General features: G+C 64.9%; 28 protein-coding genes. 10 read left to right on the plus strand and 18 right to left on the minus strand.

The window, feature by feature from the left end; translation table 11 throughout:
- Positions 1 to 28: 28 nt before the first annotated feature.
- From blaBJP to FBZ93_RS37360, 3 genes are all read right to left on the minus strand, one after another.
- The gene (gene blaBJP, locus FBZ93_RS37350; RefSeq protein ID WP_146992484.1) at positions 29 to 913 is read right to left on the minus strand and encodes a BJP family subclass B3 metallo-beta-lactamase; all 885 of its coding nucleotides are present in this window, start codon (positions 911 to 913) and stop codon (positions 29 to 31) included.
- A gap of 132 nt (positions 914 to 1,045) precedes the next feature.
- Positions 1,046 to 1,429: a tautomerase family protein gene (locus FBZ93_RS37355; protein ID WP_146992486.1), complete on the minus strand. Its 384-nt coding sequence runs from the start codon at positions 1,427 to 1,429 to the stop codon at positions 1,046 to 1,048.
- A 112-nt stretch (positions 1,430 to 1,541) separates the two neighbouring features.
- Positions 1,542 to 2,048 (minus strand): winged helix-turn-helix transcriptional regulator, encoded by a 507-nt coding sequence (locus FBZ93_RS37360; RefSeq protein ID WP_146992488.1) that lies wholly within the window; start codon positions 2,046 to 2,048, stop codon positions 1,542 to 1,544.
- Between the two features lie 113 nt (positions 2,049 to 2,161).
- Between FBZ93_RS37360 and FBZ93_RS37365 the strand changes: the two genes are divergently transcribed.
- Genes FBZ93_RS37365 through FBZ93_RS37380 form a run of 4 tightly spaced genes read left to right on the plus strand, consistent with a single transcriptional unit; the run spans position 2,162 to position 5,158 of the window.
- Positions 2,162 to 2,767 carry a VOC family protein gene (locus FBZ93_RS37365; RefSeq protein WP_146992490.1) on the plus strand — a complete coding sequence of 202 codons (606 nt, stop codon included), beginning with the start codon at positions 2,162 to 2,164 and terminating at the stop codon, positions 2,765 to 2,767.
- A 55-nt stretch (positions 2,768 to 2,822) separates the two neighbouring features.
- Entirely contained in the window at positions 2,823 to 3,473 is a 651-nt protein-coding gene (locus tag FBZ93_RS37370) for an isochorismatase family cysteine hydrolase (RefSeq protein WP_146992492.1), read from the plus strand.
- A complete protein-coding gene (locus FBZ93_RS37375; protein ID WP_146992494.1) occupies positions 3,470 to 4,843 on the plus strand; it encodes an epoxide hydrolase family protein in 1,374 nt (457 codons plus the stop codon). The genes FBZ93_RS37370 and FBZ93_RS37375 overlap by 4 nt, the downstream gene beginning before the upstream one ends.
- A gap of 21 nt (positions 4,844 to 4,864) precedes the next feature.
- Positions 4,865 to 5,158: a putative quinol monooxygenase gene (locus FBZ93_RS37380; RefSeq protein ID WP_146992496.1), complete on the plus strand. Its 294-nt coding sequence runs from the start codon at positions 4,865 to 4,867 to the stop codon at positions 5,156 to 5,158.
- A gap of 18 nt (positions 5,159 to 5,176) precedes the next feature.
- Here FBZ93_RS37380 and FBZ93_RS37385 read toward each other — a convergent pair whose 3' ends face one another.
- The 6 genes from FBZ93_RS37385 to FBZ93_RS37410 form a co-directional block, all read right to left on the minus strand.
- Entirely contained in the window at positions 5,177 to 5,368 is a 192-nt protein-coding gene (locus FBZ93_RS37385) for a hypothetical protein (protein WP_050423827.1), read from the minus strand.
- A gap of 117 nt (positions 5,369 to 5,485) precedes the next feature.
- On the minus strand, positions 5,486 to 6,376 hold the full coding sequence (locus FBZ93_RS37390; protein ID WP_146992497.1) for an MBL fold metallo-hydrolase: 891 nt from the start codon (positions 6,374 to 6,376) through the stop codon (positions 5,486 to 5,488).
- A 94-nt stretch (positions 6,377 to 6,470) separates the two neighbouring features.
- Complete coding sequence (gene hisC, locus FBZ93_RS37395; RefSeq protein ID WP_146992500.1) at positions 6,471 to 7,523, minus strand: histidinol-phosphate transaminase; 1,053 nt, start codon at positions 7,521 to 7,523, stop codon at positions 6,471 to 6,473.
- A 103-nt stretch (positions 7,524 to 7,626) separates the two neighbouring features.
- On the minus strand, positions 7,627 to 8,478 hold the full coding sequence (locus FBZ93_RS37400) for an FAS1-like dehydratase domain-containing protein (protein WP_146992502.1): 852 nt from the start codon (positions 8,476 to 8,478) through the stop codon (positions 7,627 to 7,629).
- Positions 8,479 to 8,505: 27 nt separating this feature from the next.
- A complete protein-coding gene (locus FBZ93_RS37405; RefSeq protein ID WP_146992503.1) occupies positions 8,506 to 9,606 on the minus strand; it encodes a CaiB/BaiF CoA transferase family protein in 1,101 nt (366 codons plus the stop codon).
- An 11-nt stretch (positions 9,607 to 9,617) separates the two neighbouring features.
- A complete protein-coding gene (locus FBZ93_RS37410; protein WP_146992505.1) occupies positions 9,618 to 10,787 on the minus strand; it encodes an acyl-CoA dehydrogenase family protein in 1,170 nt (389 codons plus the stop codon).
- Between the two features lie 167 nt (positions 10,788 to 10,954).
- Here FBZ93_RS37410 and FBZ93_RS37415 point away from each other — a divergent pair, with 167 nt between their 5' ends.
- Positions 10,955 to 11,878 (plus strand): LysR family transcriptional regulator, encoded by a 924-nt coding sequence (locus tag FBZ93_RS37415; RefSeq protein WP_146992507.1) that lies wholly within the window; start codon positions 10,955 to 10,957, stop codon positions 11,876 to 11,878.
- Positions 11,879 to 12,037: 159 nt separating this feature from the next.
- Here the strand turns inward: FBZ93_RS37415 and FBZ93_RS37420 are convergent, their stop codons facing one another.
- From FBZ93_RS37420 to FBZ93_RS37435, 4 genes are all read right to left on the minus strand, one after another.
- Positions 12,038 to 12,628, minus strand: coding sequence for a thiamine pyrophosphate-dependent enzyme (locus FBZ93_RS37420; protein WP_146992509.1), 591 nt, complete (start codon positions 12,626 to 12,628; stop codon positions 12,038 to 12,040).
- Positions 12,628 to 13,188 (minus strand): thiamine pyrophosphate-binding protein, encoded by a 561-nt coding sequence (locus FBZ93_RS37425; RefSeq protein ID WP_146992511.1) that lies wholly within the window; start codon positions 13,186 to 13,188, stop codon positions 12,628 to 12,630. The genes FBZ93_RS37420 and FBZ93_RS37425 overlap by 1 nt, the downstream gene beginning before the upstream one ends.
- A 229-nt stretch (positions 13,189 to 13,417) precedes the next feature.
- Entirely contained in the window at positions 13,418 to 14,221 is an 804-nt protein-coding gene (locus tag FBZ93_RS37430; RefSeq protein WP_146992513.1) for an isocitrate lyase/PEP mutase family protein, read from the minus strand.
- A gap of 71 nt (positions 14,222 to 14,292) precedes the next feature.
- A complete protein-coding gene (locus FBZ93_RS37435) occupies positions 14,293 to 15,192 on the minus strand; it encodes an alpha/beta fold hydrolase (RefSeq protein WP_146992514.1) in 900 nt (299 codons plus the stop codon).
- A 107-nt stretch (positions 15,193 to 15,299) separates the two neighbouring features.
- Between FBZ93_RS37435 and FBZ93_RS37440 the strand changes: the two genes are divergently transcribed.
- Both FBZ93_RS37440 and FBZ93_RS37445 read left to right on the plus strand, forming a co-directional pair.
- Positions 15,300 to 15,809, plus strand: coding sequence for a MarR family winged helix-turn-helix transcriptional regulator (locus FBZ93_RS37440; protein WP_146992516.1), 510 nt, complete (start codon positions 15,300 to 15,302; stop codon positions 15,807 to 15,809).
- Positions 15,810 to 16,052: 243 nt separating this feature from the next.
- Positions 16,053 to 16,298, plus strand: a complete 246-nt coding sequence (locus tag FBZ93_RS37445) for a hypothetical protein (protein WP_146992519.1) — start codon at positions 16,053 to 16,055, stop codon at positions 16,296 to 16,298.
- 94 nt (positions 16,299 to 16,392) lie between these two features.
- Here FBZ93_RS37445 and FBZ93_RS37450 read toward each other — a convergent pair whose 3' ends face one another.
- The 4 genes from FBZ93_RS37450 to FBZ93_RS37465 all read right to left on the minus strand — a co-directional run bounded on the left by FBZ93_RS37450 (position 16,393) and on the right by FBZ93_RS37465 (position 21,513).
- Positions 16,393 to 18,192: a class I SAM-dependent methyltransferase gene (locus FBZ93_RS37450; protein ID WP_246667800.1), complete on the minus strand. Its 1,800-nt coding sequence runs from the start codon at positions 18,190 to 18,192 to the stop codon at positions 16,393 to 16,395.
- Positions 18,193 to 18,306: 114 nt separating this feature from the next.
- Positions 18,307 to 19,581, minus strand: coding sequence for a cytochrome P450 (locus FBZ93_RS37455; RefSeq protein WP_146992521.1), 1,275 nt, complete (start codon positions 19,579 to 19,581; stop codon positions 18,307 to 18,309).
- A 30-nt stretch (positions 19,582 to 19,611) separates the two neighbouring features.
- Positions 19,612 to 20,883, minus strand: coding sequence for a cytochrome P450 (locus tag FBZ93_RS37460; protein ID WP_146992522.1), 1,272 nt, complete (start codon positions 20,881 to 20,883; stop codon positions 19,612 to 19,614).
- Positions 20,884 to 21,123: 240 nt separating this feature from the next.
- Complete coding sequence (locus FBZ93_RS37465; protein WP_146992524.1) at positions 21,124 to 21,513, minus strand: hypothetical protein; 390 nt, start codon at positions 21,511 to 21,513, stop codon at positions 21,124 to 21,126.
- Positions 21,514 to 21,787: 274 nt separating this feature from the next.
- On the opposite strand from FBZ93_RS37465, the gene FBZ93_RS37470 reads away from it, so the two are divergent.
- The 3 genes from FBZ93_RS37470 to FBZ93_RS37480 are packed head-to-tail and all read left to right on the plus strand — an operon-like array spanning position 21,788 to position 24,336.
- Positions 21,788 to 22,936 (plus strand): DUF898 family protein, encoded by a 1,149-nt coding sequence (locus FBZ93_RS37470; protein WP_146992637.1) that lies wholly within the window; start codon positions 21,788 to 21,790, stop codon positions 22,934 to 22,936.
- A 4-nt stretch (positions 22,937 to 22,940) separates the two neighbouring features.
- Positions 22,941 to 24,059 carry a M48 family metallopeptidase gene (locus FBZ93_RS37475; protein WP_146992526.1) on the plus strand — a complete coding sequence of 373 codons (1,119 nt, stop codon included), beginning with the start codon at positions 22,941 to 22,943 and terminating at the stop codon, positions 24,057 to 24,059.
- 31 nt (positions 24,060 to 24,090) lie between these two features.
- The gene (locus FBZ93_RS37480; RefSeq protein WP_146992528.1) at positions 24,091 to 24,336 is read left to right on the plus strand and encodes a hypothetical protein; all 246 of its coding nucleotides are present in this window, start codon (positions 24,091 to 24,093) and stop codon (positions 24,334 to 24,336) included.
- Between the two features lie 15 nt (positions 24,337 to 24,351).
- On the opposite strand, the gene FBZ93_RS37485 is transcribed toward FBZ93_RS37480, so the two are convergent.
- Positions 24,352 to 25,500: an ABC transporter substrate-binding protein gene (locus FBZ93_RS37485; RefSeq protein ID WP_146992530.1), complete on the minus strand. Its 1,149-nt coding sequence runs from the start codon at positions 25,498 to 25,500 to the stop codon at positions 24,352 to 24,354.
- Positions 25,501 to 25,568 lie beyond the last annotated feature (68 nt).

Here is a 25,568-nt window from a genome sequence, read left to right on the forward strand (position 1 = left end):
GATGACGGATGACGTTCCCGCTGTGCAGCTAGTTGGCCTTCAGCGCCGCGGTCTGCTTGGCGAGCTGCTTGTCGAAATCCTGCTCCAGCCCCGCCACATAGCTGGCGTTCTCGCCCGGCTTGACGAACGGGTTCGGTGCGCCGTCCTTCATCTGCGCGCGCTTGGCCTGCATGTCGTAGACCTCCGGATGCGGCCCGAGCAGCACGTCGACCTTCATCGCCTTGACCTTGGCGAAGGTCGAGCGGTAGTCGTCGACGATGCCGGGATAGGTCGGACGGCCGACCAGCCGGTTCAGCGCCACGGTTCCGCTGCAGAAGAACAGCACGTTGCGCTGCGCGTTGCCGTCCTTCACGGTCATCTCCCAGCTGGTGCAGCCGGGCGAATGGCCGGGCGTCGCGTGCGCGGTCAGCGTGGTGTCGCCGAGCGTCACCTTGTCGCCTTCCTTCACGGTGCGGTCGACCTTGACAGGCGTAAAGGCCAGATCGGCGTTGCTCTCGTCGCCCGGATAGTAGCCGCCCTCGAGCAGGGGCTTGTCGCGCTCGCCGGCGATCATTTGCGCGCCGGTCTCCTTCTTGATCTCGGCAAAGCCGCCGGTGTGATCGAGATGGGCGTGGCTGTTGAGGATGATTTTGATGTCGGCGACCTTGAAGCCGAGCTTCGTGATGTTGTCCTTGATCATGCCGGTCGACTGCTGCATCGCGGTATCGATCAGGATCAGGCCTTGCGACGTCTTGATGATGTAGACCGCGATCCCGTCGGTGCCGACATAGTAGATGTTGTCGATCAGCTCATACGGTTCGAACGGCGCGGTCCATTTCTTCATGACCGTGGCCATGAAATCCTTCAGCGTCTGTGCCTGCGCACCGGTTGCGATCAGCGCGAGCGCGCACAGCGCGGCTGCGATCGTCCTCATGGTTTTGCCTCCCCTGCCTGTTATTGTTCGTGCACGGGCCGCACTATGCGTGCTGGCAACGCCGGGAGCAAGCGGCCGGCGGCAAGCCGCCGGACAAGGCGACCCGCCGTCCGGCGCATGCCTGTTCTGCGATCAGCTCGCGTATTGCGCGATGCCGTTGCCGAACGACCAGTTTTCCTTGGCAACCTCGACGAGGTTGATGAAGACATCGTCCGGGCGTACCTGCAGCTGGCTCTGGAAATCGTCGGCGATCCGCTTGTAGAACGCTTTCTTCATCTCGATCGAACGCCCGGCATTCAGGGTGATCTGGATGAAGATGAGATCGTCGCTGTAGGTGTTGCCGAGATAGTTGTCGGCGTAGTTCAGGTCACCGCGATCATGCTCGGTGATGATCTGAAACTTGTCGTTCTCCGGCACGTTGATGATCTCCCGCATCGCCTTGTAGACGATCTCGCCCAGTGTCTTGCGATACTCGGCGGACCTGCCGCGCTTCAGGTCGATACGAACGAATGGCATGGTGGTCTCCTGTATGATGCGGGACCCGGCCGGATCGGCCCCGTGTGATCGAGACGCTGCGGCGGCGCGAATGTTTTGCGCGTCGTCCGCCTGCGCCGGCGGCGTCGGAAATTCAGCGGGCCGCCTTGAAGGCCTCCCAGCGCGCGTCGCGTTCCCTTTGGTATTTCGGCGTCCGTTCCCCGGCCATGTCCTCGCGATGTACCGGCTCGCCGCAGGACTCGCAGACCGGGCCGAGCCCGGCCGGCTTGCCGCAGACGAGGTGTGTGTAGTTCATCGAGCGCCCCTCCCTCGGTGATTTGCACCAGGTCTCGCCCCAGGCGCGCAGCGCCATCAGCACCGGAAAGAACGCCGCGCCCTTCTCGGTGAGGTGATATTCGTGGCGCAACGGGTGCTTGTTGTAGACGCGCCGCGTCACCATGCCGTCCGCTTCCAGCTTTTTCAGCCGCGCAGCGATCATCTGCGGCGTGCCGCCGGTCTGCGCCTGGATTTCCTCGAAGCGATGACTGCGCGCGAACAATTCGCGCAAAACCAGTACAGTCCAGCGGTCGCCTACGACGGTTTCGGCGCGGGCGACCGGACACAGCGTTTGGTCAGTCGTGTTGTCCTTGATTTTCGCCATCACGATTTCTTCATCGGTCTTGTGACTATGAATTTCATAGCAATATGGCCCGGCATCGTCGCAAATGCAATGGGCCGCATTCGGCCCGGTCTTTCATCACCAAGGAGCGAGCCATGACCACCGAACAGGCGCCGGCAGCGGCGAAAGTCGATCTGAAGCTCGAGGTCGTCGTCATTCCCGCCGCCGACGTCGACCGTGCCAAGCGCTTCTACCAGGACCTCGGCTGGCGGCTTGATGCCGACTTCGTCAGGCCCGACGGCTCGCGCGCCGTGCAACTCACGCCGCCGGGTTCGCCGACCTCGATCCATCTCGGCTCGGGAGCCGGGCTGCCGCGCTTCCTGATCGTCAACGACATTGAGAGGGCGCGCGCCGAGCTGATCGCGCGTGGCGCCGACGTCAGCGAGGTGTTTCATCGCGGCGCCGAAGGTCGCATCAAGGGACCGGATCCGGAGCGCCCGAGCTACGGCTCGCTCGCCACCTTCAACGATCCCGACGGCAATGTTTGGCTGCTGCAGCAGGTCACGCAGCGGCTGCCGGGCCGCGTCGACGGCAACAGCACGACTTTCAATTCATCTGCGGATCTCGCCGCCGCGCTCCGCCGCGCAGCGGCAGCCCATGGCGAGCATGAGAAGCGGACCGGCGGACACGATGCGAACTGGCCGGACTGGTACGCCGAATACATCGTCCGCGAGCAGGCCGGCAAGCCGCTGCCCGAATGACCGGAAGGTCGCCACAACACTCGCAACAGGCCGCGCGCGGCCAGGGAGACATTCGATGCCTGAGACCGTTTATCCGCGCGAGAGAACCGCGCTGCTGCTTGTCGATCCCTACAACGATTTCCTCTCCAAGGGCGGCAAGGTCTTTCCCCGCATCAAGCCGATCGCCGATGAGGTCGGGCTGCTCGACAATCTGCGTCGGCTGGATGGCGCGGCACGCGCCGCCGGTGTGCAGGTCGTGATCGTCCCGCACCGGCGCTGGGAGCCGGGCGACTATGAGGATTGGGATCACCCCAACCCGAGCCAGCGGCTGATCATGCAGCGTCACAGCTTCGCGCGCGGTGAGTGGGGCGGGGAATGGCATCCGGACTTCGCGCCGAAACCGGGCGATCTGATCGCCGGGGAGCATTGGGGGCAGAGCGGCTTTGCCAACACCAATCTGGATTTCCTGCTCAAGCAAAAGGGCATCACGCATGTGATCGTGGTCGGTCTGCTCGCCAACACCTGCATCGAGTCGACCGCCCGCTTCGCCATGGAGCTCGGCTACCACGTGACGCTGGTGCGCGATGCGACCGCAGCCTTCTCGCACGACATGATGCACGCCGCGCATGAATTGAACGGCCCGACCTACGCGCATTCCATCCAGACAACCACGGAGGTGATCGCGGCTTTGCCGGCGGCATCTCGCTCAAAGGAGCCAGTGCAATGACCCCGACATCTGAGACATCAGGCGCAATCGCAGCAAGCCAATCGAACCGGGAAGCCATCGACCAGGACAGACGCAGGCTGCTCACCGGCGCGGCGCTGGGCCTGGCTGCCGCCGGCGCTGCCAGCCTGTTTCCGGCGCGCCCGGTTGCCGCGGCCGCCAATGATGCGATCCGTCCGTTCCATATCAACATTCCCGAGGAAGACCTCGTCGACCTCCGCCGCCGTCTCGCGGCAACCCGGTGGTCCGACAAGGAGACCGTCAATGACGACTCGCAGGGCGTTCCGCAGGCGATGCTGCGCGATCTCGTCAGCTACTGGCAGACCGATTACGACTGGCGCAAGGTCGAAGCGCGGCTCAACGCCCTGCCGCAGTTCATCACCGAAATCGACGGGCTCGACATTCACTTCATTCACGTTCGCTCGAAGCACGACAATGCCTTGCCGCTGATCGTGACGCATGGCTGGCCGGGTTCTGTCATCGAGCAGATGAAGATCATCGGCCCGCTGACCGATCCCACCGCGCATGGCGACAGCGCATCGGACGCGTTCCATCTCGTGATCCCGTCGATGCCGGGCTACGGCTTCTCCGGCAAGCCGACTACGGTCGGCTGGGATCCCCAGCGCATCGCGCGGGCCTGGGTCCAGTTGATGAAGCGGCTCGGCTACAGCAAGTTCGTGGCGCAGGGCGGCGACTGGGGGTCGCCGGTCTCCAACGAAATGGCCAAGCTCGGTGCGCCGGAGCTGCTCGGCATCCACGTCAATCTGCCCGGCGTCGTTCCGCCCGAGGTCTTCAGGGCCGTCTCCACGGGTGGTCCCACGCCGGACAATCTGTCGGCGGAAGAGCAGCACGCCTTCGAGCAGATCAAGCTTCAATTCGCCAAGCGGCGTGCCTATGCGCAGATCATGGGCACCCGCCCGCAGTCGCTGGCGGCGTTCGCGGATTCACCGGCGGGCCTTGCCGCCTGGCTGCTCGATCACGGTGACGGCTATGCCCAGCCGGCTTCCGCGATGCAATCAGCCGTGCTCGGACATGCCGTCAACGGCCATTCCGCGGGTGCACTGACCCGCGACGACGTGCTCGACAACATCACGCTGTACTGGCTCACCAACAGCGCGATCTCCTCGGGCCGCCTGTACTGGGAAAACAAGACCAACCTTTACCTGCCTGCCAATGTCACGATCCCCGCCGCGGTCACGGCGTTTCCCGGCGAGAGTTTTGTGGCGCCGCGGAGCTGGGCGGAAAAGGCCTATCACAAGCTGATCTACTTCCATCAGGCCGAGGCCGGCGGGCATTTCGTGGCATGGGAGCAGCCCGACATCTTCAGCAGAGAAGTTCGGGACGCGTTTCGGCCGCTCCGCAGCCTGATCTGAGAATTGAAAGGAACATCCGTCATGCCGAAACTTGCACTTATCGCCACGGTCGAGGTCGCGCCGGAGAAGCGGGACCAGGTCTTGTCGCTGCTATCGGCGCACGGCGCCCGCTCGCTCAGGGATGAGCCGGGCACGCTCCACTTCGACATCCTGGTGCCGCGCGAGGACGGGTCGAAGCTGCTGATCTACGAGGTCTATCAGGACGACGCCGCGTTCGAGGCGCATCGCAATGCGCGATCGATCGCACAGTTCCGCGAGGAGAGCGCCGGGCTCGGCATCAAGATCACCGCAACGCGGTGCACGCCCGCCGTTTAGGTGCCGTTGCGAGCGGCGTCATGCCCGGTTGAGGCTGGCGCCGCGCTCGGACAAAACCTTCTCGGCCTTCGGCGTCAGCTCGTAGAGGTCGCCGTCCTTGGCGACGTACCCCTCCTTGATGAGCCGGTCGACTTCGCCCTGCACGTCATCGGCAAAGGCGATGGATTGCGCGATGTCGCAGAGAACCGCGACCTGTTCGTCTCTAAGCATGGCGTCCTCCGTCAGGGCGGGGAACGCGCAGGCCGGCATTCGGTTCCAGCGGGTCGGATCATACGGCAGAACTTCGCACACACTAACCGTCAGCCGCGACGCACGCGCCTTGGAGCTTCACCGAGGCACGGTGTCGAACACCGGTGCGAAGCCACCGCCGTCTGGGCGAATATGGGCGCAGCGGGCACCGCGGAAGTGGGCTGGTATGACGAGCCGGCCGCTATCCGCTGCTTCTGCCAGGATTTTCACGCGTGTCTCGCGCGCGAGCTGCGGGTCGGTGCAGGATGAGGTGGACAGATCGGGCTGGAAGATCTGCACCGGATTGTGCACGGCATCGCCGCAAAAGATTGCGCGATGCTGCGCGTAGTCGATACGTAGCCCCATCTGCCCGCTGGTGTGGCCCGGCAACGGGACCAGCCGCAGGCCCGGTCCCAACTCATGGCCGTCGTCGACCAGATCGACGCGGCCGGCCTCGACGATCGGAATGACGCTTTGCTCCAGCGCGCGGGCGTGGATCGGCGGAGCGCGGCCGGCATCATGCTGCGTCATCCAGTCGGCAAGCTCGCGGCGGCCGAACAGATAGCGCGCGTTGGGAAAGGTCGGCGCCCAGCGGCCATTGTCCTGGCGCGTGTTCCAGCCGACGTGATCGACATGCAGATGGGTGCAGAACACCAGATCGATATCGCCTGGATCGACGCCGCTCGCACGCAACCGATCAAGGAAGCCGCTGCCGCACCGCCGATGCCAAGCCGGAATCTCCGGGATGTCCTTGTGCTCGCCGATGCAAGCGTCGATCAGCAGCGTTCGTCCGCCCGCTCGGATCACAAAGCTCTGGATCGCGTGCTTCGCGATATCCCGGGCGAGATCGATGAACACCGGCTCCAGCACATCACGATGCGCTTCGATCAATCCGCGATCGTATCCCGGCAGGAACTCGGACAGCGGAAGCCCGAAATCGTCGTCGTCGACGATGACATCGACCGTTGCGTCGCCGATCGCAAACCGCATGACAGCTCCTTCCCGAAGAACCGTGCATCTTGCCGCGCGGTCACTATGCAGGTTGGCGCCATCGATCGCAAGCTGCGCCGTTGCCGAACGGCTATCAGACCATGTCGCGCAGCAGCTCGATCAGGCGGCCGCATTCATCGTCCGTGCCGACCGTGATGCGCAGGAAATCCTCGATCCGCGGCTTCTGGAAATGCCGCACCAGGACGCCGCGCTCGCGCAGCTTCGCGGCGAGATCCGCGCCGCGATGGCCGCCATGGCGCGCGAACACGAAGTTCGCAAGGGACGGCAGCACCTCGAAGCCGAGCGCGCTGAGGCCGCGGACCAGCGCCTCGCGACTGCTGACGATGCGTTGCCGGGTCTCGTCAAACCACCCATCGTCCTCGATCGCGGCGACCGCACCCGCGATCGCAAAGCAGTCGAGCGGATAGGAGTTGAAGCTGTCCTTGACGCGTTCCAGCGCCTCGATCAGCGGACGCTGGCCGATCGCGAAGCCGACCCGCAATCCCGCCAGCGCGCGCGACTTGGACAGCGTCTGGATCACCAAAAGATTGTCGTGGCGCGCGACCAGCGGCACCGCGCTCTCGGCGCCGAAGTCGACATAGGCCTCGTCGACCACCACGAGACGGTCGGGATGCTCGACGACCAGCGCCTCGATCGCGGCACGCGGCAGCGCGACGCCGGTCGGCGCGTTCGGATTGCACAGCAGGATGGCGCTGCCCGGCCGCCGGTAGTCGGCGAGATCAATCCGCATCGCGGCATCGAGTGGCACCAGTTCGTATCGCGCGCCATAGAGGCGGCAATAGACCGGATAGAAGCTGTAGGTGATGTCGGGGAACAGCAGCGGCGCGTCGTGCTTCAGCAGCGCCGGGAAGCTGTGGGCCAGCACCTCGTCCGAGCCGTTGCCGACGAATACCTCGTCTGACGTGACGCCGTAGCGCGTCGCGATCGCCTCGCGCAGGGCGGTTGCGCGCGGATCCGGATAGAGCCGCAGGCGATCCGCGGTCGCAGCGATCGCGGCCAGCGCGCGCGGCGACGGCGGGTAGGGATTCTCGTTGGTATTGAGCTTGATGAGGCCGTCGATCTTGGGCTGCTCGCCGGGCACATATGGCGACAGATTGTGGACGACCGAACTCCAGAAGCGACTCATGATCTGCGATCCAGGGATGAATGCGATCACAATACGGAAGACGAGGCGCTGATGAAAGCGCCTCTTTTTCCCCTCGCACTCTGATAGGTGTCGAGCTCGCGCCTTACCAGGTCGCGGTGCCCTTCATGGTCGGCTGGCCCTCGGCATTGGCGGTCCACAGCTCCATGCCGCCGTCCTTGTCGTTGGCATTGACCGAGAACTCGCTGCCTTCGAACAGCGGCTGTACGCCGCGATAGGACAGCTTCTTCGGCGGCTTGCCGCCACGGAGTTTCGCGGCGAGCTCGACGATGAAGGAGGCCTGCAGCGGGCCGTGGAAGATCAGGCCCGGATAGCCCTCGACCTTGGTGACGTAGTCGCGGTCGTAGTGGATGCGGTGGCCGTTGAAGGTCAGCGCCGAATAGCGGAACAGCAGCACCGGATCGGAGACGTGGCTCTCGCGGTGCTGCGCGACCGGGGGCGGCGGCGCCTTCGCGGGCGATGCCGCCGGCGTGCTCGTCATCTCGCGATAGACGATGTCCTGCCGCTCGCGGATCGCGAGCCCGCGCGAGGTGGTCACCTCGTGATTGACCGAGACGAAGCACAGCGTGCCGGTCGAGCCGGATTTCACCGTGACGTCGGCGATCTTCGAGGTGCGCTTGGCTTCATCGCCGATGCGCAGTGCATCGAAAAATTCAAGCTCGCCGCCGGCCCACATCCGGCGTGGCAGCGGCACCGGCGGCAGGAAGCCGCCGCGGGTCGGGTGACCGTCGGGGCCGAGCTGCGACATCGGAAACACCGGCTGCGCCAGGCACCAATGCGTGGTCCACGGCGCGGCATCGCCGGCCTTCGGCTCGCCGATCTCCTGGAACAGCGTCGCGCGCAGCCCCATGACGAGATATTTGGTGACGACGTCGGAGGCTTCCGTCGTCTTGCCGATCCATTGGCGGAGATGATCGAGGTCGAGTTTGTCGGTCATGACTGTGTTGCCCGGGCAGGAGAAATCTCAGGAACGTTTGATGCGCTCGCCGATCGCGGGCACCTTGCCGTAGTGCCTGTGCTCGCCGACCACGATCGCGCCCGGTGCCGGATAGCTGACACGGCCGTTCGGCGTGTCGACCTCGATGCGGCGCAGATGCGGATGCCTGGCGAGGTCGTCCATGCTGTTGACCTCGGCAAAGGCGATGTCGGCCTCGACAAGCTTGGCCAGCAAATCCTCGCGCGTCAGTCTGCCGAAGCTGTCGCTGACGATCTGGTCGGTCACGGCGCGGTTGCGCACGCGCTCGACCATGTTTGCAAAGCGGGGGTCGTCGGGGAGAGTGGGCTGGCCCAATATCTTGGCGCACAGCGCCTTCCACTCGCGCTCGCTCTGGACCGAGATCAGGATCTCCTTGCCGTCCTTCGAGCGGAACACGCCATAGGGCGCGATCGAGGGATGGGCGAGGCCGATCCGTTTCGGCGCCTTGCCGTCCTCGGCATTGAGCAGCGGCACGGTGAGCCAGTCGGCCATCACGTCGAACATCGAGATCCGGATGTCGGCCCCCTCTCCGGTGCGGCCGCGGCCGATCAGCGCCTCGAGGATCGACGCATGCGCGGTGGCGCCGGTCGCGACGTCGACGATCGACATGCCGACGCGCGAGGCGCCCTCGGGTCCGCCGGTGATCGAGGCAAGGCCGCTGTCGGCCTGGATCAAGAGGTCATAGGCCTTGCGGTCGGCATACGGTCCGGTGTCGCCATAGCCCGTGATCGTGCACATGATCAGCTTCGGATAGGCCTTGCGCAGCCGCTCGCGCGAGAAACCGAGCTTGTCCATCGAGCCGGGCTTGAGGTTCTGCAACAGCACGTCGGCGCCTGCGATCAGCGCCTCGAGCTGCGCGCGGCCTTCCTTGGTGGTGAGATCGACCACCGCGGAATCCTTGCCGCGGTTGAGCCAGACGAAATAGCTGCTCTGGCCCTTCGCGGCGGCGTCGTAGCCGCGGGCGAAATCGCCCTCGGGCCGCTCGATCTTGATGACATGGGCGCCAGCGTCGGCGAGGCGTGACGAGCAGAACGGCGCGGCAACCGCCTGTTCGACGGCGATGACGGTCAATCCCTCAAGCGGCAGCATGATCAGACAACTCAGTAGGAGCGGGGCATGCCGAGCACGTGCTCGGCGACGAAGGAGAGGATCAGGTTGGTCGAGATCGGCGCCACCTGGTAGAGCCGCGTCTCGCGGAATTTGCGCTCGACGTCGTATTCCTCGGCGAAGCCGAAGCCGCCATGGGTCTGCACGCAGGCGTTCGCCGCCTCCCAGGAGGCGTCGGCCGCCAGCATCTTGGCCATGTTGGCCTCGGCGCCGCAGTCGAGCCCGGCCTCGTATTTGCGGGTGGCTTCCTTGACCATCAATTCGGCCGCGCGCATCGAGGCGTAGGCCTTGGCGATCGGAAACTGGATGCCTTGATTCTGGCCGATCGGCCGGCCGAACACGCTGCGCTCCTTGGCGTAGTTGGTCGCCTTGGCGATGAACCACTTGGCATCGCCGACGCATTCGGCCGCAATCAGGATGCGCTCGGCATTCATGCCTGAGAGGATGTAGCGGAAACCCTTGCCTTCCTCGCCGATCAGGTTCTCCGCCGGCACCTTCATGTCGGTGAAGAACACCTCGGTCGTGGCGTGGTTCATCATGGTGCGGATCGGGCGGATCTCCAGCCCCTTGCCCTTCACCTCGCGCATGTCGACGATGAACACCGAGAGCCCGTCGGTGCGCTTCTTCGATTGCTCCTTCGGCGTGGTGCGCGCCAGCAGCACCATCAGGTCGGAATATTCGGCGCGGCTGGTCCAGATCTTCTGGCCGTTGACGACGTAATGGTCGCCCTCGCGGCGCGCGAAGGTCTTCAGCGATGAGGTATCGGTGCCGCTGGTCGGCTCGGTGACGCCGAACGCCTGCAGCCGCAATTCGCCGGTCGCGACCTTCGGCAGATATTTCGCCTTCTGCGCGTCGTTGCCGTGCCGCAGCACGGTGCCCATCGTGTACATCTGGGCGTGGCAGCCGCCGCCGTTGCAGCCGGCGCGCTGGATCTCTTCCAGGATCGCCGCCGCCGCCGACAGCTTCAGGCCGGCGCCGCCATATTCCTCGGGGATCAGCACCGAGAGATAGCCGGCTTCCGTCAGCGCATCGACGAATTCCTTCGGATAGGCCATCTGGCGGTCGAGCTTGCGCCAGTATTCGCCGGGAAACTGCGCGCAGAGCTTTGCGACGGCGTCGCGGATGTCGGAATGGTCGTCGGTGTGTTGATCGTGTGCGGTCATTGTTTCGTCTTGTTGGGTTCTGTCTTGCCGAGAGGTTGCGCCAGAGCGTTTTCGAGCGACGTGGAAGCCAATTCGCGTGAAGAAAACGCCCGCTGTTGTGGGGTCCCGGTAAACTCCCTATGCTGTTTTGTTATAGCGTATGAACCTGCCTTCCAGGATTGGCAAGTATGGATTTCCGCCAGCTTAGGACCTTTGCGTGCGTCGCGGAACTCGGGAGTCTGAGCAAGGCATCCGATACCTTGCGGGTCGCGCAGCCGGCGCTGAGCCGGCAGATCAAGCTCTTGGAACATGAGCTGCGCACCGAATTGTTCACGCGCAACGGCCGCGGCATGGTGCTGACCGATGCCGGCCGGCTGCTGCTGGCGCGCACCGGCGGTATCGTGCGGCAGATCGACCAGATCCGCGACGACATCCAGTCCGCCGGCGGCGCGCCGTCGGGGCGCGTCGTGCTCGGCCTCGTGCCGACGGTGAGCTGCGTGCTGTCGGCGCGGCTGGCGCGGCGCACCGTGGAGCGCTATCCCGGCATCTCGCTCTGCATCGTCGAGAGCTACAGCGGCCATCTGATCGAGTGGCTGCATCGCGGCGAGATGGATCTTGCGGTGATCTACGGCCCGTCGGTCGACCTGCATCTGGCGGTGCAGAGCCTCGGCCGCGATAGCATCGTCGCGGTCGGCCCGCGCGGCAGCGGGCTGAAGCAGAAGAAGCAGGTGGAATTCGGTTGGCTGATGCGCCAGCGCCTGGTGCTGCCCAGTCATTCGCACGGCCTTCGTGCGCTGCTCGAACATGCAGCGGCCAGAAAGAAGATCGATCTCGACGTCAAGCTCGAGGCGGATTCGTTCCGCGTGCTGACCAGCCTGGTCGAGGAGGGGCTCGGATACACCATGCTGCCGCCGTCCTCGGTGCGCGCCGAGGTCGCGGACGGCCGGCTCGAGACCGCGCCGATCGCGCGACCGGCGCCGCGGCGCGAGCTGACGCTGGCTTCGCCGGTCGAGCATCCCGGCTCCAACGCGATGACGTTGATCGCAAGATTGCTGCGCGACGAGGTCGCCGCCCTGCGCGCCGAGGGGCTCTGGGATATCCAGCTCGCCTGAGCGCGGCGGCACTCATTTCCGTCATTGCGAGCCACCCGGTCGGCGCGTAGCGCCGCCGGATGACAGGCTCCGCGAAGCAATCCATCGCACGGCATACGCGAAGGCATGGATTGCTTCGTCGCTGTCGCTCCTCGCAATGACGACATAACGTACACGTGCTCAGCTCACCTTGAAGCCGAGATGGCCGCGGAAGCGGTTCTTGAGATAGGTGCCGTCGCGCGGCGGCAGCGCGCGCTCGACTTCGCCGGACGCAATGCGAATGCGCGCGAGCCGTGGGCCGCCGGCGAGATCGCGCAGGCTGTTGCGGAAATTCTCGATGCCGGCCATGTCGGCGATGTCAGAGACATTGCGAATGCCCGCGCCGCTCGCGATCACCTCGAGCTTTGCCCCTAAGCCGGAGTGGCTGGGCTGCATGCCGGTCTCGCCGAAATGGCCGTTGTCGAGCACCGCGATCGAGAGATTGCCGGGCTGCTTGGTGGCGATCGTGAGGAGGCTGCCGATCCCCATCAGCTGCTCGCCGTCGCCGGTGACGACCAGCACCGGGCGCTTCGGCTGTGCCAGCGCGAGGCCGAGCCCGACCATCGCGGCGCCGCCCATCGCGCCCCAGAGATAGAAGTTGCCGGGATGCTCGCCGGCATCGAACACGTCGTAAGAGGAAGAGCCGAGCCCGGAGATCACGAGCAGGTCGCCGCGGTCGGCAAGCAGCGCCTTCACCGCGGCGCGGCGGTCGAGTGTGCCGGTTGCTGACATCAGTGCGTCTCCTTGGTCCACTTCTTGCGGCCGATCATCCGCTGCGAGATCAGCACCGCGACCTGCTGGTCGCCGTCATAGGCGAGCGAGGCGGCGGCCGAGATCACTTCCTCGGCGTCGTCGGGGTTCTCCAGCCGCAGCACCGTGGTGCCCATGATCTCGAAGGCCTGCGGCGTCGCGCGGCCCATCGGGATCTGCCAGGGATTGAACTCGGCCCATTCGCCGCGCATCGTCACCAGCGTCAGCAGCGGAAAGCGGCAGCTCGCCATCAGTGAGAGCATATTGACGCAATTGCCGACGCCGCTCGATTGCATCAGCAGCACCGCGCGATCGCCGCCGAGCCAGGCGCCGGCGGCCAGCGCCACGCCTTCCTCCTCGGTGGTCAGCACCGTGGTCTTGATGCCGGCATCGGCGTGCGACAGCTTGATCAGCTTGGAATGTCCGGCGTCGGGGACGTAGCACACCTGCGCCACGCCGAAGCTCTTCAGCGTGCGGTAGATCGCAACCGGCCAGTCGGTGCTGGTCGCGCTGTCCTGGTGAACGGCAATCTGGTCCATCATGGCCTCGGTAAGGGGCGCGCAGTGGCGCGTCCTCATACCGAAGCCTTAGCGTGCGGGGAGGTTTAGCTCCCGTCGCATCTGTTTCGCGCAGCTATGCCGGAATTGTATATCTCTGTCATTGCGAGCGACGCGAGGCAATCCATCTCTCCTCACGCGCGGAGGGATGGATTGCTTCGTCGCTTCGCTCCTCGCAATGACGGGGAAGCAGCGCGGCCAGTGACCGTCGAACTCAGCCGTTCGGCTGCAGGAACGTGCCGTATTGCTTGCTGGCCGCGACCGCGGCGGCGGCCTGTCCGATGACGCGCATCGCCGCCATCATGGGCCAGGGCCCAAGGCTGATCCTGCGCACGCCGGCGCGGGCGAGATCGCCGATTTCGGGAACGCCCTGCGTCACCATGATGTTGACGGGCAGCGGCGTCAATTGCACGAACCGCTCGATCAGCGCGAGGTCGGTGAGCCCGGGCACGAAGATTCCATCGGCGCCGGCATCGGCATAGACCCTCGCGCGCCGTGCCGCCTCATCCAGGCATTGCTCCGGCGAGCCGAACTTCAGCAGAAACGGGTCGGTGCGCGCATTGATGAAGAGATCAATTCCAAGTTTTTGCGCGGCACCCCGTATAGCCGTGATCTTCGCGGCTTGCTGCGCGGGATCGACGAGCTGCCGCTTTCCGCCAACAAGCCCGTCCTCGAGATTGATGCCGATCGCGCCGGCCTTCAGGATCCTCGCTGCCGAATGCGCGGCGGCCTCCGCCGTGTCGCCATAGCCCGCCTCCAGATCGATCGACACCGGAACCGGGACGGCGGCGGTCATCCGCGAGACCAGGCCTTCCACCATGTCGAGCGGGGCGTTCTCTCCGTCGGCATAGCCGAGCGCAGCCGCGACCGCTCCGCTGCTGGTCGCCACCGCCGGCGAGCTCTTCGCGATGGCCTTGGCGGTGGCGACGTCCCAGGCATTGAACAGGACGAGCGGATCGCCCTGCTTGTGCAGACTGCGAAACGTTTCGGCGTGGTGTTGCTGTGTCGTGGCGTCCATTGCGCGCACTCCTTCTCAGAGAATTTGAAAATCGCGTTGGTTGGCACGGCCGCTGGTTGCGGTGCGCCTGCTCAGGCGGCGGCGTGCGTCGTGAACCAGTCCATGATCAGACCGGTGACCACGGCCTCACGCTCGAGGTGCGGGAAGTGCCCGACATCGGGCAAGACAACGCGCTGATGTGGCCCCTTGAAGAGCGGTTCTTCCTGCATCGAATACCGTGCTGTCGGATCGTTGCCGCCATAGATCGTCAGCGTCGGCGTATGCATGTCCTTGATCGGCAGCCGGCCCGCAACTCCCGCATCGACCAGGCCGTTGTAGTATTTCAGCGCCGCCTTCATGGTACCGGGAGAGCTGAGCGTCTCCTTGACCGAGCGGAGATGCTCGTCGTTCTGCAGGGTTGGCGACCACAGCTTCCAAAGGTAGTCGACGAAGGGAAGTCCCTCGATGTTGACCGCCGAGTGAGCGCCGGGCACCGTGAAGAAATAGACATGGAAAACCGATCGAACGGCATCGGGATCGCTCCTGAGGCTCGGGATTGTGATCGGGTGCGCGGTGTTCATGACCACCGCGGCCTTGATCGCCGACGGTGCCGTGGCCAGCGCCTGGAAGGTTGACGTGCCGCCCCAATCCATGCCGACGACGCAAGCCTGTCCGTCGTCGCTCAGCGCGGCGATCAGCGCTTCGAGGTCTTGGCCCAGTGCGATCGGATCGAAGATGCCGTCGGCCGGAATTTCAGTCGGCGCATAGCCGCGCAGGAACGGCGCGACCGCACGATAGCCGGCAGCCGCGAACGCCTGCAGCTGCTTGCGATATGACCAGGCGTTGTCGGGAAAGCCGTGCATGAACATGACCAGCGGTCCGCTGCCCTGTTCGAGATAGGCAAACCGCACGCCGTTGGCCTGCACGTATTTCAGGGCGGGTTCGCTGCCTGCGGTCTCAGGCGTTGCCATTGCGCTGCTTCGGGTCGTCATCGCCGCTCTCCATTTTTGGTCGTTGTCGCTCTTCCGGTTAAATATGTGCGTAGCGCACATATCTGGTCAAGTTGTTTTTTGTGCGCAGCGCACATATTGTTGGCGGCATGGAAAACGGAATCGCCAATCTGCTGGGCGCGCTGTCGCTCGCCGTCATGGATCGCATCGAGCAGGGTGCGCGCGAGGTGGTCGGCCGCGGCGGCGAGACACCCGCGGCGCTGATCGTCATCGGCTATGGCCAGGGCATGACCAACGACAAGCTGAGGCGGATCCTCGGCCTGTCGCATTCCGGAACGGTCCGGCTGGTCGATCGCCTGGTGTCCGATCGGCTGGTCGAGCGCCGGGCCGGCAAGGACGGCCGCGAGGTCGCCTTGCACCTGACGCCGTCAGGCGCTGCATCTCGCAACGAGCTGCTGGCGTCGCGGATTTCGGCCGTCACGTCGCTGCTGGATGTGCTGTCATCGGCCGAACGGAAGCAGCTTGCAACGCTGATCCACGAATTGCTGGCAAGGCAGGACACCTCCGAGATGGATCGCTTCACGATCTGTCGGATGTGCGACGACCGGGTCTGCACCAATTGCCCGTTGCCGACCAACAAGGGCCAGCACGCTCGCTAGAGGGATGTCTTCACTGTGAAGGAAGCGGCGACAAGAGGAGCGGCAAACTAATTTATGCCGCTTGCTTTACCCGTTTGAGTTGAGAGGTTAGCCTCGGACGTTTCTTTAGGGAGTGCTCATGAAACTATTGGTTTTTACTGCCGCTTCGGTGGCATCCATCATGTTCAGCGTAGGGACGGCTTCGACTGAATGGACTCCGGCTGGCGTCGCCTGTGTCAATAAGAAAACGAAGAGGGGGGAGATATGAGAACAATTGCACTCGTGCCGTTTGTCACGGTTGCGCTTGCGCTCAGCCTGTCTCCAGCCTCAGCAGCCAAGAAGGGCTACGCTGCCGCTCGCGCTGCTTGCCTCGCGCAGGCTGGTACGACGGAAGCCATCTTCTCGGCACGCAAGGCGACTTATGCCCAGGGCGGCATCTACAAGGAATGCATGACCGGGAAGGGCTTCGATGTGACGGTCCGGAAGAGTAATGGGGATCGGCTGTACTGACGGACGGCTTACGAGAGTTACCAGGCGTCCTACGGGGCGCCTTTTGTTTGCAATCATTGCGCACGTCGTCTCGTCACGCTCTGGCTCCTTGCCGTCAGTTCGTGCGCTTTTGCGCCGTGAACACGTACATGTCCCAGAACGTCTCGGGATGATCGACCTCGAAGCGGTGCCACTGCTCCAGATCGGTCTCGTCGGCCGCGCCCGCAAACTGCTTGTGGAATTTTTCCAGCAGCGCCGGATCGTCGAACGGCTCGAAACCCCCAAACGACAGGCCATGATCGTTCAGGAACGCGGCGATCTCCGGAATGGTGAGGCGGTGCTCCATGACGTTGAACAGCAAATCGCGGCAGCCGCTCATGCTGTAGAAATCCTTGGCGCCGATCAGCGGTCTCCATTGCTCGGCCTCGCGGAAAATCTCCTGCCGGCACCGCCTGATGTCGTCGGCACTGGCGCGATAGTTGCGCGCCGTGATGCGGGCACGCGCTTCCACAATGACGCGGCGCGCCAGTTCGCTGTACAGGCCGATGCGCATCGTGCCGCCCGGCCGCAGCAGCGAGGCCAGCACGTGCCAGCCGGCGAAAGGTTCGGCGAGATGATGCAGCACGCCGACCGACTCGATGCTGTCGAAGGCGCGGCCGATCGAGCCCAATTCCAGGATGTCCGCCTGCGCATACTCGACATTGCGCAAGCCCAGCTCGCGCGTCTTGCGGCGCGCATAGGCGAGGCTGGTCGTGCTGATGTCGACCGCGAGCAGGCGTGCGTTCGGATAGACCTGCGCGATCTGGATTGCGTGCGAGCCGGTGCCGCAACCGGCGATCAGAATATCCCGTTCGGCTTGCTGTTCCGCGGTCGCGACCGTCTTTCCCCGCGTCCGATCTGCGACGAATGCCGTCAGCGGGTTCACGGTCCAGCGCGGATAGGGATTTTCCTCGTACTGGCGCATCACCTCGACCGATACGTCGTTCTTGATCGGGGTGAGCGTTGCAATGGCGCCGCGTTCGTCCATCTCCTCGCGCGGCTCGCGAAGCTGCACCCGCAACAGGCCGGTTGTGGCCGCAGGCCAGTCCCGGCGCAGCAGCGCGTCCGCCGCCGGCAGGGCATGAAGCGGGAAGTAAGCCGCGACCACGGCCAGCGTGAGCGGCGTGATCGCGGCGCCGGATGCCAGGTCCTGCAGCAATCGCTCGCGCAGTGCGCCCGCGCGTTCGGCCTCCGCCTCGGTCTGTGCATGGACATATTCGTTGATGAAGCATTGCCGGGCGAGCGCGCATGCAAAGCCAACGATATCATCGTCGGCTTCATGCTGCTCCTGCTCGCTCGCGAGCCGCAGCAGTTCCGCCCGTGCATGTCCGAGCAGCACTTCGAGCTGCATGCTCGCCAGCGTCGTCGTTTCCATCGCGCAGCGCAGAAACAGATCGCTGGCCAGCGGAGTAACGCCTTCGGTGCCGAACAAGTCGGCGTTCGTCACCGGTAGCGGCCACTTGCCGGCGATCCGCTGGACATAGCGGGTGACGGTTGGGCTCTGCAGGATGAAGCCGACGGCCTTCGCGTCCATGCCGAGCGCAAGTGCCTTACTGAAATGCGCGGCGGCTTTGCCGCGATTGCCCAGCGCCTGGTAAGAATTGCCGGCATTGTAGTGGCAGGCGGCATTCACGTCGTCGGCGGCAATCGCTTTCGCGAAGGCCTTCACGGCGGCCCGGTGGTCGCCGGCGGCCTGCGCCATCAGGCCGAGCAGGTTCAGGCTCTGCACATGGGCAGGCTCGCGCGCAAGAATGTCCCGACAGATCTGCTGCGCTTCGTTGAAGCGGCGCATCCCATAGACGCGGCTTGCCTCGGCGGCAAGGTCGGCGATGCTGAGGCCTGCGGAGCCGAAGCCAGGTGCACTCTTGCCGGACACGTCCCGCTGCTTACCGGCCGCACGCCGTTCTTTTCGGTTCATGATCCGTCAACTGGCCCAGGCTGCAAGACGCGGCAAGACATAGGGCCGATCGCCATTGCAGCCAAGGATTATTCAGCCCGGGATCCGCACCGGCAGGTTCTCGATGCCGCGGACGAAGCTGGAATAGACCCGCTTCGGCTCGCCGACCACCTCGATGCGGTCGAAGCGCTTCAGCATCTCCTGCCAGACGATCTTGAGCTGCAGTTCGGCGAGCCGCATGCCGACGCAGCGGTGGATGCCGAAGCCGAACGACAGATGGATGCGCGGCCGGGCGCGATCGATGATGAACTCGTCGGGACGGTCGATCACCTCGTCGTCGCGATTGCCGGAGACGTACCACATCACGACGCGGTCGCCCTTCCGGATCGTCTTGCCGCCGATCTCGGTGTCGACAAGGGCGGTGCGCCGCATATGCGCCAGCGGCGTCTGCCAGCGGATCACCTCCGGCACCATGGTGTCGATCAGCTCGGGGTTCTCTTTCAGTTTCTGGAATTGGTCGGGATGTTCGTGCAGCGCCAGCACCGAGCCGCTCATGGTGTTGCGCGTGGTGTCGTTGCCGCCGACGATCAGCAGGATGATGTTGCCCATCAGATTGTCGGGATCCATGTGCCGCGTGGCGTCGCTATGCGCCATCATCGACAGCAGATCGTTGCGCGGGGCCGAGTTGACGCGCTCGTTCCAGAGCTTGGAGAAATAGGCGTAGCACTCGTCCATCTCCTGCCGGCGCTGTTCCGGCGAGTCGACGATGCCGCTCTTCGGCAACGCGGTGGAGACGTCGGACCAGCGCGTCAGCTTGCGCCGTTCCTCCCAGGGGAAGTCGAACAGCGTCGCCAGCATCTGGGTGGTCAATTCGATCGAAACGCGCTCGACGAAATTGAAGGTCTCGTTGCGCGGCAGATTGTCGAGCACGCTGGCCGAGCGCTGGCGGATCAGCTTCGCCAGCTCGTCGAGATGGGTCGGCGTGAACATCGGCGACACGGTCTTGCGCTGATGGGCGTGCTTCGGTTGGTCCATCGCGATGAAGCTCGGATAGTCGTAGCCGGGCGGCACGTCGCGGATCGAGATGCCGCCGAGCGTGGAATCCGAGGAGAAGATGCCGTGGCTGGTGTCGACATGCATGATGTCGTTGTACTTCACCACAGACCAATACGGCTCGATCGGCGCATTGGTGCAGTAATGCACCGGCTCTTCCTTGCGCAGCCGCTCGAACCACGGCCACAGCGTGTCATTCTGGAATAGCCTTGGCGCGCCGGGATGGAAATCCTTCAATGGCGTCGCATAGGCTTCCTCGCGCGCCTGGCGCTTTAGCTCGGCCCGGTCGGCACGGATGGCGGTCTGGACGTTCATGGCTCTCGATCCCGGTTGGCTCGCGACGCGTCAGGCGGCAATGCGCACGGGCAGCGTCTCGTAGCCCTTGATGAAGCTGGAATACACCCGCTGCGGCTCCTCGACCACCTCGATCGTGTCGAAGCGCTTGAGGATCTCCTCCCAGATGATCTTGAGCTGCAGCTCGGCGAGGCGCAGGCCGACGCAGCGGTGGATGCCGAAGCCGAACGAGATGTGGGTGCGCGGCCGGGCGCGATCGATCAGGAACTCGTAGGGCTTCTCGATCGCCTCCTCGTCGCGATTGCCCGAGACGTACCACATCACGACCTTGTCGCCCTTCTTGATCTGGCGGCCGCGGAATTCGAAGTCGGCGAGCGCGGTGCGCCGCATATGCGCCAGCGGCGTCTGCCAGCGGATCACCTCGGGCACGAAACTGTCGATCAGCGCGGGGTTCTCCTTGAGCTTGCGGTACTGCTCCGGATGCTTGGCGAGCGCATAGATGCTGCCGGACAGCGTGTTGCGCGTGGTGTCGTTGCCGCCGACGATCAACAGGATCAGATTGCCGAGAAAGTTCTTCGGATCCATGTTCCGCGTGGCGTCGCTGTGCGCCATCATCGAGAGCAGATCGCTCTTCGGCGGCTGGCCAGAGCGCTCCTTCCAGAGCCGCGCGAAATAGCCGGCGCATTCCATCAGCTCGGCCTGCCGCTCATCCTCGGTGGCGACGAGGCCGCCGGCGCCGGGCAGGGTGGTCGCGACGTCGGACCAGCGGGTCAGCTTGCGGCGGTCCTCCCAGGGGAAGTCGAACAGCACCGCGAGCATCTGGGTGGTCAGCTCGATCGAGACCTTGTCGACCCAGTCGAACACCTCGCCGCGCGGCAGATTGTCGAGGCACTCGGTCGAGCGCTTGCGGATGTTGATGGCGAGCTCGTCGAGATGCGTCGGCGTGAACATCGGCGCCACGGTCTTGCGCTGCGCCGAATGGCGCGGCTGGTCCATCGCGATGAAGCTCTCGCGGCGCAGATCCGGCGGCACGTCGCGGATGGTGATGCCGCCGAGCGAGGCGGCCGAGGAGAACACCGAATGATTGGTCTCGATGTCCATGATGTCGTTGTAGCGGGTGATCGACCAGTATGGACCGAACATCGAGTCCTTGCAGTAGTGCACCGGATCCTCGCGGCGCAGCCGGTCGAAATACGGCCAGAAGGTATCGGTCTTGAACAGCTCGGGATGGCCGGGATCGTAGTCCGACAGCGCCAGCGTGTTGGCGCGTTCGCGTGCGGCATCCAGATCGGTGGTGTCGACGAGATCGATGGTCCCGTGCATGAGCGGCTCCTCAACCGTTGCAGCAGCCGGGGCATCGCCGGCGCGCCATGTTTTACCGAATTACATTCTCATTCCGCGGTTTGCGCAAGGGGCCTCAACGCGCATTTGGCCGCATTGGTAGCCGGCCAAAGCGGCCGAATCCGGGCCTTTCCGGCCGTGGAGCGGCATGGCGGTGACCACGCCCGTTTGAAACGCCGTTTGATTTGGTCTGATGGTGTCGTGCGAACAGTGCAGGGGCAGCTATTGACTGGCGGGTTTTTCGCCGCCGGTCTTTTCGCTGGCGGGTTTTTCGCAGGGGTAGGTGTCCTGCATTCCCCACAGCAGCAGCGACGCGATCGCGACATCGCCCTTCGCTGCCCGCTTTTCGGCTGACTTGAGCATGATCTCTTCGGTCTGCTCGGTGGTCAGTGCGAGGTCGCCGGGCATGCAGAACAGCATTTGGCCGCCATGGCGTTTGAGCCAGGCATTGGAAGCCATCATGCCGCCCCTTGCGCCGTCCAGGTACATATAATTGAAGATGCGATAGTTCTCGCCCTTCGGATTGCGGTAGGAGTCGAGGCGTATATCGGCGGCCGCAGCGGGAGCTGCCGCGATCGCCAAAATCCATGCCGACAAGATCCACTTGTTCATCGCCATCTTCCCTCGCGTGCGGCGGCGTGTTCATCGCCTGATTCGTAAGTCATGCAATTGCCTCCCTGGGTTCGAAGCTCACGCTCGACCGGCAAATGGGGCAGGAAAGACCGCGCCGCTTCCGGCGGTCCCGTTAAGGCATAGCCAACCGCACCCGGCCAAAAACCGCCCCTGGCTCTCGACCCCGTGTGAAACCTGGATCACACTCGCAGCGACAAACCTGTGCTTTTGATGCGCAGAGATTGTCCCGTCCTGGAGCTGTTCCGTGAACGACATGAGCTGGACCCCGCCGGGGCCACCGCCGCCGCTGCCGCAACCGGTTCCGCCGCCGATGCCGGTGGCGTTTTCAGGGAGCCGGAAGGAGTTCTTCCGCCTGGTCGCGCGCGGCGCCGGGCTCGAGCTCGTCACGGTCGGCTTCTACCGGTTCTGGCTCACCACCGACATCCGCCGCCACCTCTGGTCGAACACCCTGATCGACGGCGACGGAGCGGAATATACCGGCCGCGGCAAGGAGCTCCTGATCGGCTTTTTGGTCGCGCTCGCGATCCTGGTGCCGGTCTATCTCGGCTACGCCCTGCTCGTCATCGAGGCCGAGCACGGCCAGACTTTCTCCTCGTTTCCGCTGGTCGCCTTCTTCTATCTGTTCGGCCAGTTCGCGATCTACCGCGCGCGGCGCTACCGGCTGACCCGCACGGTGTGGCGCGGCGTCCGTTTCTGGATGAGCGGCTCGGGCTGGATCTATGCGCTGAAGGCCTCGCTATGGGGCTTCCTGGTCGTGATCACGTTCGGCTTTGCGCTGCCATGGCGCGAGGCGGCGCTCGAACGCTACAAGATGCGGCACTCCTATTACGGCGATCTGCAGGGCTCGTTCGAGGGCCGCGGCTGGGATTTCTTCAAGCGCGGCTGGTGGCTCTGGCTCCTGATGCCGTTCGCGATGGTGACGATCTTCGGCCCGTTCGCCTATGCCGCGTTCAAGGCGATCGAGTGGCGCTGGTGGCTGTCGGGCATCCGTTTCGGCGAGGTCAGGCTTGAATCCACCATGCGGCGCAGCGCGCTGATCGGCCTGTACTGGAAGGTGATCGGCTGGGCCATGCTGCTCGGCGCCGTGTTCTCGGTCTATCTCGTGCTCTGCATCTTCCTGGCGGCCAGCATCGACGGCTCCTCGATCGAGACCTTCTTCAAGACCGAGGCGTTCGCCAAGAGCATTCCGCTGATGGTCATGCTCGGCATCGGCTATCTCGCCCTTGCACTCGCGATGAACGTGGTGATGCGGGTCTATCTGATGCGCGATCTCTGGGTCCGGGTGCTGTCGACGACCATCGTGCATAACATCGGCGCGGCGGCCAACGTCACCGCGCGCGGCGATCTCGCCAATGCGCTCGGTGAAGGTTTTGCCGACGGCCTCGACGTCGCGGGATTCTAGCGTCATGGAATCCGATCTCGACCAGGCCAATTCCGCGGCGTCGCCGGTCCCGGGCGCGGTGTTCTTCGACGGCGCATCGAGCCGCCGGCGCAGCGTCGCGCTCAGACTGTCCGATGCGCTGGAGATCAGGGAAGACGGCGAACTGCTCGCGCGCTGGGCGTTCGCCGACATCCGCCGTGCCGACAGCCCGTCCGGCCTGCTGCGGTTGAGCTGCCTGACGGCTCCGGCGTTGGCGCGGCTCGAGATCCGCGACGCGCAGCTGATCGCCGCGCTGGTCGCGCGCTGCGACAAGCTCGAGCAGGACCTGCCGAACCGCAAGGGCGTCGCCGGCATCGTCGGCTGGTCGCTCGCGGCCGCGGTGTCGATCGTGCTGGTGGTGCTGTTCGGCGTGCCGCTCGCCGCCGAGCGGCTGACGCCGCTGGTGCCTGATTCCTTCGAGCGCCGCCTCGGCGACGTCGCGGAAGCGCAGGTCAAGGTGGTGTTCGACGGCAAGCCGTGCAGCAACGCGGCGGGACAAGCGGCGTTCGAGAAGCTGATCGGCAAGCTGCGGGAAACCGCGGGGCTCGACAATTCGGTGCAGTCGGGCGTGCTGGCAACGCCGGTGCCGAACGCCTTCGCGCTGCCCGGCGGCAAGGTCTATTTGTTCGAAGGGCTGCTGGAGAAGGCCGAGAACCCCGACGAGATCGCCGGCGTCGTCGCGCATGAGCTCGGCCATCTCCGCCATCGCGACAGCATGCGCGAGCTGATCCACAATGGCGGCACCTCGTTCCTGATCGGGCTGTTGTTCGGCGACATCAGCGGGTCCGGCGCGCTGATCTTCGCCTCGCGCCAGCTGGTGACGTCGTCCTATTCGCGCGATGCCGAGACCAACGCCGATACGTTCGCGATCGAGACCATGCACAAGCTCGGCCGCCCGGCCAAGCCGATGGGCGAACTGATGTTCCGCGTCACCGGCAAGGAAGGCGGCAAGGGACTCTCGCTGGTCTCCAGCCATCCGCTGACCGAGGATCGCCTCGAACGCATGGGCCGGGCGGACGCCGACACTCTGACGATCGGCAAGCCACTGCTGTCGGCCGCCGAATGGCAGGCGCTGAAGGGCGTGTGCGCATCGGGCAAGACGTGAGGCGAGGGGATTTCGACGCTGGAGCAATCCCATGCCGCGTGACGACAGATACTGGTTTCCCGCCAAGCGCTACGGCTGGGGCTGGGGACCTCCGAGCAACTGGCAGGGCTGGGCGGTCCTCGCCGGCTTTGTGGCGCTGGTCGCCGTCGGCGCCGCGACGATCCTGCCGCATTCTCCGGCGCGCTTCGTCGCCTACGTTGTCGTGCTGAGCGTCCTGCTCACCGCCGTGTGCTGGTGGAAGGGCGAGCCGCCGCGCTGGCGCTGGGGCGGCGACTAGCCCAATTTTGTACGCCTACTTCACCAGCCGGAACTTGCCGCCCTCGACCTTGATCAGGAACGCCGAACGCTCGTCATAGCCGTTGTGGTCGGTTGGGCTCATGGTCGAGAGGCCGTTGTTCAGATAGACGTCCTTGCCGCGCTCCAGTTCGTCGCGCAGCGCGGCGCGGAATTCAGCCGTGCCGGGCTTAGCGGTCTTCAGCGCATTGGCCGCCGCCCGCTTGAACAGCGTGACCGCGTCCCACAGATGCGCGCCGAAGATGTTCGGGCTCGAGCCGTTGGCCTTCTCGTAGGCCGACACGAACGCGTCGCGCGCCTGGCGGAACGGATCGCTCGCCGGCAGATCGTCGGCGATCGTGAAGGCCTCGCCGGTGAAGATCGCGCCCTCGACATTGGCGCCGCCGAGCTTGATGAATTCCTCCGACGCGACGCCGTGGGTCTGGAAAATCTTGCCGGCATAGCCGCGGCTGCGCAGCGCTTCCTGCGGCAGCACGGCCGGCGTGCCGGCAGACGCAATGAACACCGCCTCCGGGTTGGTTGCGATCACCTTCAGCGCCTGGCCCATCGCGCTGGTGTCCGAACGCGCATAGACCTCATGCGTCGTGACGGTAATCCCGAGCGGAGGGGCGAGCCGCGACACCTCCTTGTAATAGCCTTCGCCATAGCCGTCGGAGACGCCGATATAGCCGAGCGTCTTGATGCCCGACTTCGCGATGTATTTCAGGATCGCCGCCGCCATCAGGTCGTCGTTGGGTACCACCTTGAACGCCCAGCGGCGGCGCTCGTCCATCGGCTGCACGATCGCGGTCGCCGCCGCGAGCGAGATGATCGGCGTCTTGGCTTCGAAGGCGACGTCGAGCATCGGCATGGTCACGGGGGTGAGCGAGGAGCCGATCAGGATGTCGACGCCGTCCTGGATCACGAGCCGCCGGGCGTTCTGCGTGCCCTTGGTGGGATCGGACTCGTCGTCGAGCGCGATATAGGTGACCTTCTCGCCGCCGATCTCCTTCGGCAGCGCAGCGATGGTGCGCATCTGAGGCTGGCCGAGCGCCGAGCCCGGTCCGGATCCCGACACCACGACGCCGACCTTGATGTCGGCACGTGCATCCGGCGCGACCAGCATCGCGCCCGCCAGTACCCAGAGTCCGGCCACAGCCAGCTTCATTGCAAATCCTCCCAGCATGTTCTTTTTGTAGAATGGCGGCCGATGATAGCCGACCGGTGTCCGGTTTC

Source organism: Bradyrhizobium macuxiense (assembly GCF_007993935.1).
Classification (GTDB): Bacteria; Pseudomonadota; Alphaproteobacteria; order Rhizobiales; family Xanthobacteraceae; genus Bradyrhizobium; species Bradyrhizobium macuxiense_A.

Excerpts from the sequence above, each read along its gene's own strand:
- FBZ93_RS37460 (WP_146992522.1), bottom strand. The coding sequence starts at position 20,883 with ATGCACGGGACCATCGATCTCGTCGACACCACCGATCTGGATGCCGCA.
- FBZ93_RS37415 (WP_146992507.1), top strand. The coding sequence starts at position 10,955 with ATGGATTTCCGCCAGCTTAGGACCTTTGCGTGCGTCGCGGAACTCGGG.
- FBZ93_RS37475 (WP_146992526.1), top strand. The coding sequence starts at position 22,941 with ATGGAATCCGATCTCGACCAGGCCAATTCCGCGGCGTCGCCGGTCCCG.
- FBZ93_RS37455 (WP_146992521.1), bottom strand. The coding sequence starts at position 19,581 with ATGAACGTCCAGACCGCCATCCGTGCCGACCGGGCCGAGCTAAAGCGC.
- FBZ93_RS37470 (WP_146992637.1), top strand. The coding sequence starts at position 21,788 with ATGAGCTGGACCCCGCCGGGGCCACCGCCGCCGCTGCCGCAACCGGTT.
- FBZ93_RS37445 (WP_146992519.1), top strand. The coding sequence starts at position 16,053 with ATGAGAACAATTGCACTCGTGCCGTTTGTCACGGTTGCGCTTGCGCTC.
- FBZ93_RS37410 (WP_146992505.1), bottom strand. The coding sequence starts at position 10,787 with ATGACCGCACACGATCAACACACCGACGACCATTCCGACATCCGCGAC.
- FBZ93_RS37365 (WP_146992490.1), top strand. The coding sequence starts at position 2,162 with ATGACCACCGAACAGGCGCCGGCAGCGGCGAAAGTCGATCTGAAGCTC.
- FBZ93_RS37375 (WP_146992494.1), top strand. The coding sequence starts at position 3,470 with ATGACCCCGACATCTGAGACATCAGGCGCAATCGCAGCAAGCCAATCG.
- FBZ93_RS37405 (WP_146992503.1), bottom strand. The coding sequence starts at position 9,606 with ATGCTGCCGCTTGAGGGATTGACCGTCATCGCCGTCGAACAGGCGGTT.
- hisC (WP_146992500.1), bottom strand. The coding sequence starts at position 7,523 with ATGAGTCGCTTCTGGAGTTCGGTCGTCCACAATCTGTCGCCATATGTG.
- FBZ93_RS37380 (WP_146992496.1), top strand. The coding sequence starts at position 4,865 with ATGCCGAAACTTGCACTTATCGCCACGGTCGAGGTCGCGCCGGAGAAG.
- FBZ93_RS37430 (WP_146992513.1), bottom strand. The coding sequence starts at position 14,221 with ATGGACGCCACGACACAGCAACACCACGCCGAAACGTTTCGCAGTCTG.
- FBZ93_RS37355 (WP_146992486.1), bottom strand. The coding sequence starts at position 1,429 with ATGCCATTCGTTCGTATCGACCTGAAGCGCGGCAGGTCCGCCGAGTAT.
- FBZ93_RS37435 (WP_146992514.1), bottom strand. The coding sequence starts at position 15,192 with ATGACGACCCGAAGCAGCGCAATGGCAACGCCTGAGACCGCAGGCAGC.
- FBZ93_RS37400 (WP_146992502.1), bottom strand. The coding sequence starts at position 8,478 with ATGACCGACAAACTCGACCTCGATCATCTCCGCCAATGGATCGGCAAG.
- FBZ93_RS37440 (WP_146992516.1), top strand. The coding sequence starts at position 15,300 with ATGGAAAACGGAATCGCCAATCTGCTGGGCGCGCTGTCGCTCGCCGTC.
- FBZ93_RS37420 (WP_146992509.1), bottom strand. The coding sequence starts at position 12,628 with ATGTCAGCAACCGGCACACTCGACCGCCGCGCCGCGGTGAAGGCGCTG.
- FBZ93_RS37385 (WP_050423827.1), bottom strand. The coding sequence starts at position 5,368 with ATGCTTAGAGACGAACAGGTCGCGGTTCTCTGCGACATCGCGCAATCC.
- FBZ93_RS37360 (WP_146992488.1), bottom strand. The coding sequence starts at position 2,048 with ATGGCGAAAATCAAGGACAACACGACTGACCAAACGCTGTGTCCGGTC.
- blaBJP (WP_146992484.1), bottom strand. The coding sequence starts at position 913 with ATGAGGACGATCGCAGCCGCGCTGTGCGCGCTCGCGCTGATCGCAACC.
- FBZ93_RS37465 (WP_146992524.1), bottom strand. The coding sequence starts at position 21,513 with ATGAACAAGTGGATCTTGTCGGCATGGATTTTGGCGATCGCGGCAGCT.
- FBZ93_RS37425 (WP_146992511.1), bottom strand. The coding sequence starts at position 13,188 with ATGATGGACCAGATTGCCGTTCACCAGGACAGCGCGACCAGCACCGAC.
- FBZ93_RS37480 (WP_146992528.1), top strand. The coding sequence starts at position 24,091 with ATGCCGCGTGACGACAGATACTGGTTTCCCGCCAAGCGCTACGGCTGG.
- FBZ93_RS37390 (WP_146992497.1), bottom strand. The coding sequence starts at position 6,376 with ATGCGGTTTGCGATCGGCGACGCAACGGTCGATGTCATCGTCGACGAC.
- FBZ93_RS37485 (WP_146992530.1), bottom strand. The coding sequence starts at position 25,500 with ATGAAGCTGGCTGTGGCCGGACTCTGGGTACTGGCGGGCGCGATGCTG.
- FBZ93_RS37370 (WP_146992492.1), top strand. The coding sequence starts at position 2,823 with ATGCCTGAGACCGTTTATCCGCGCGAGAGAACCGCGCTGCTGCTTGTC.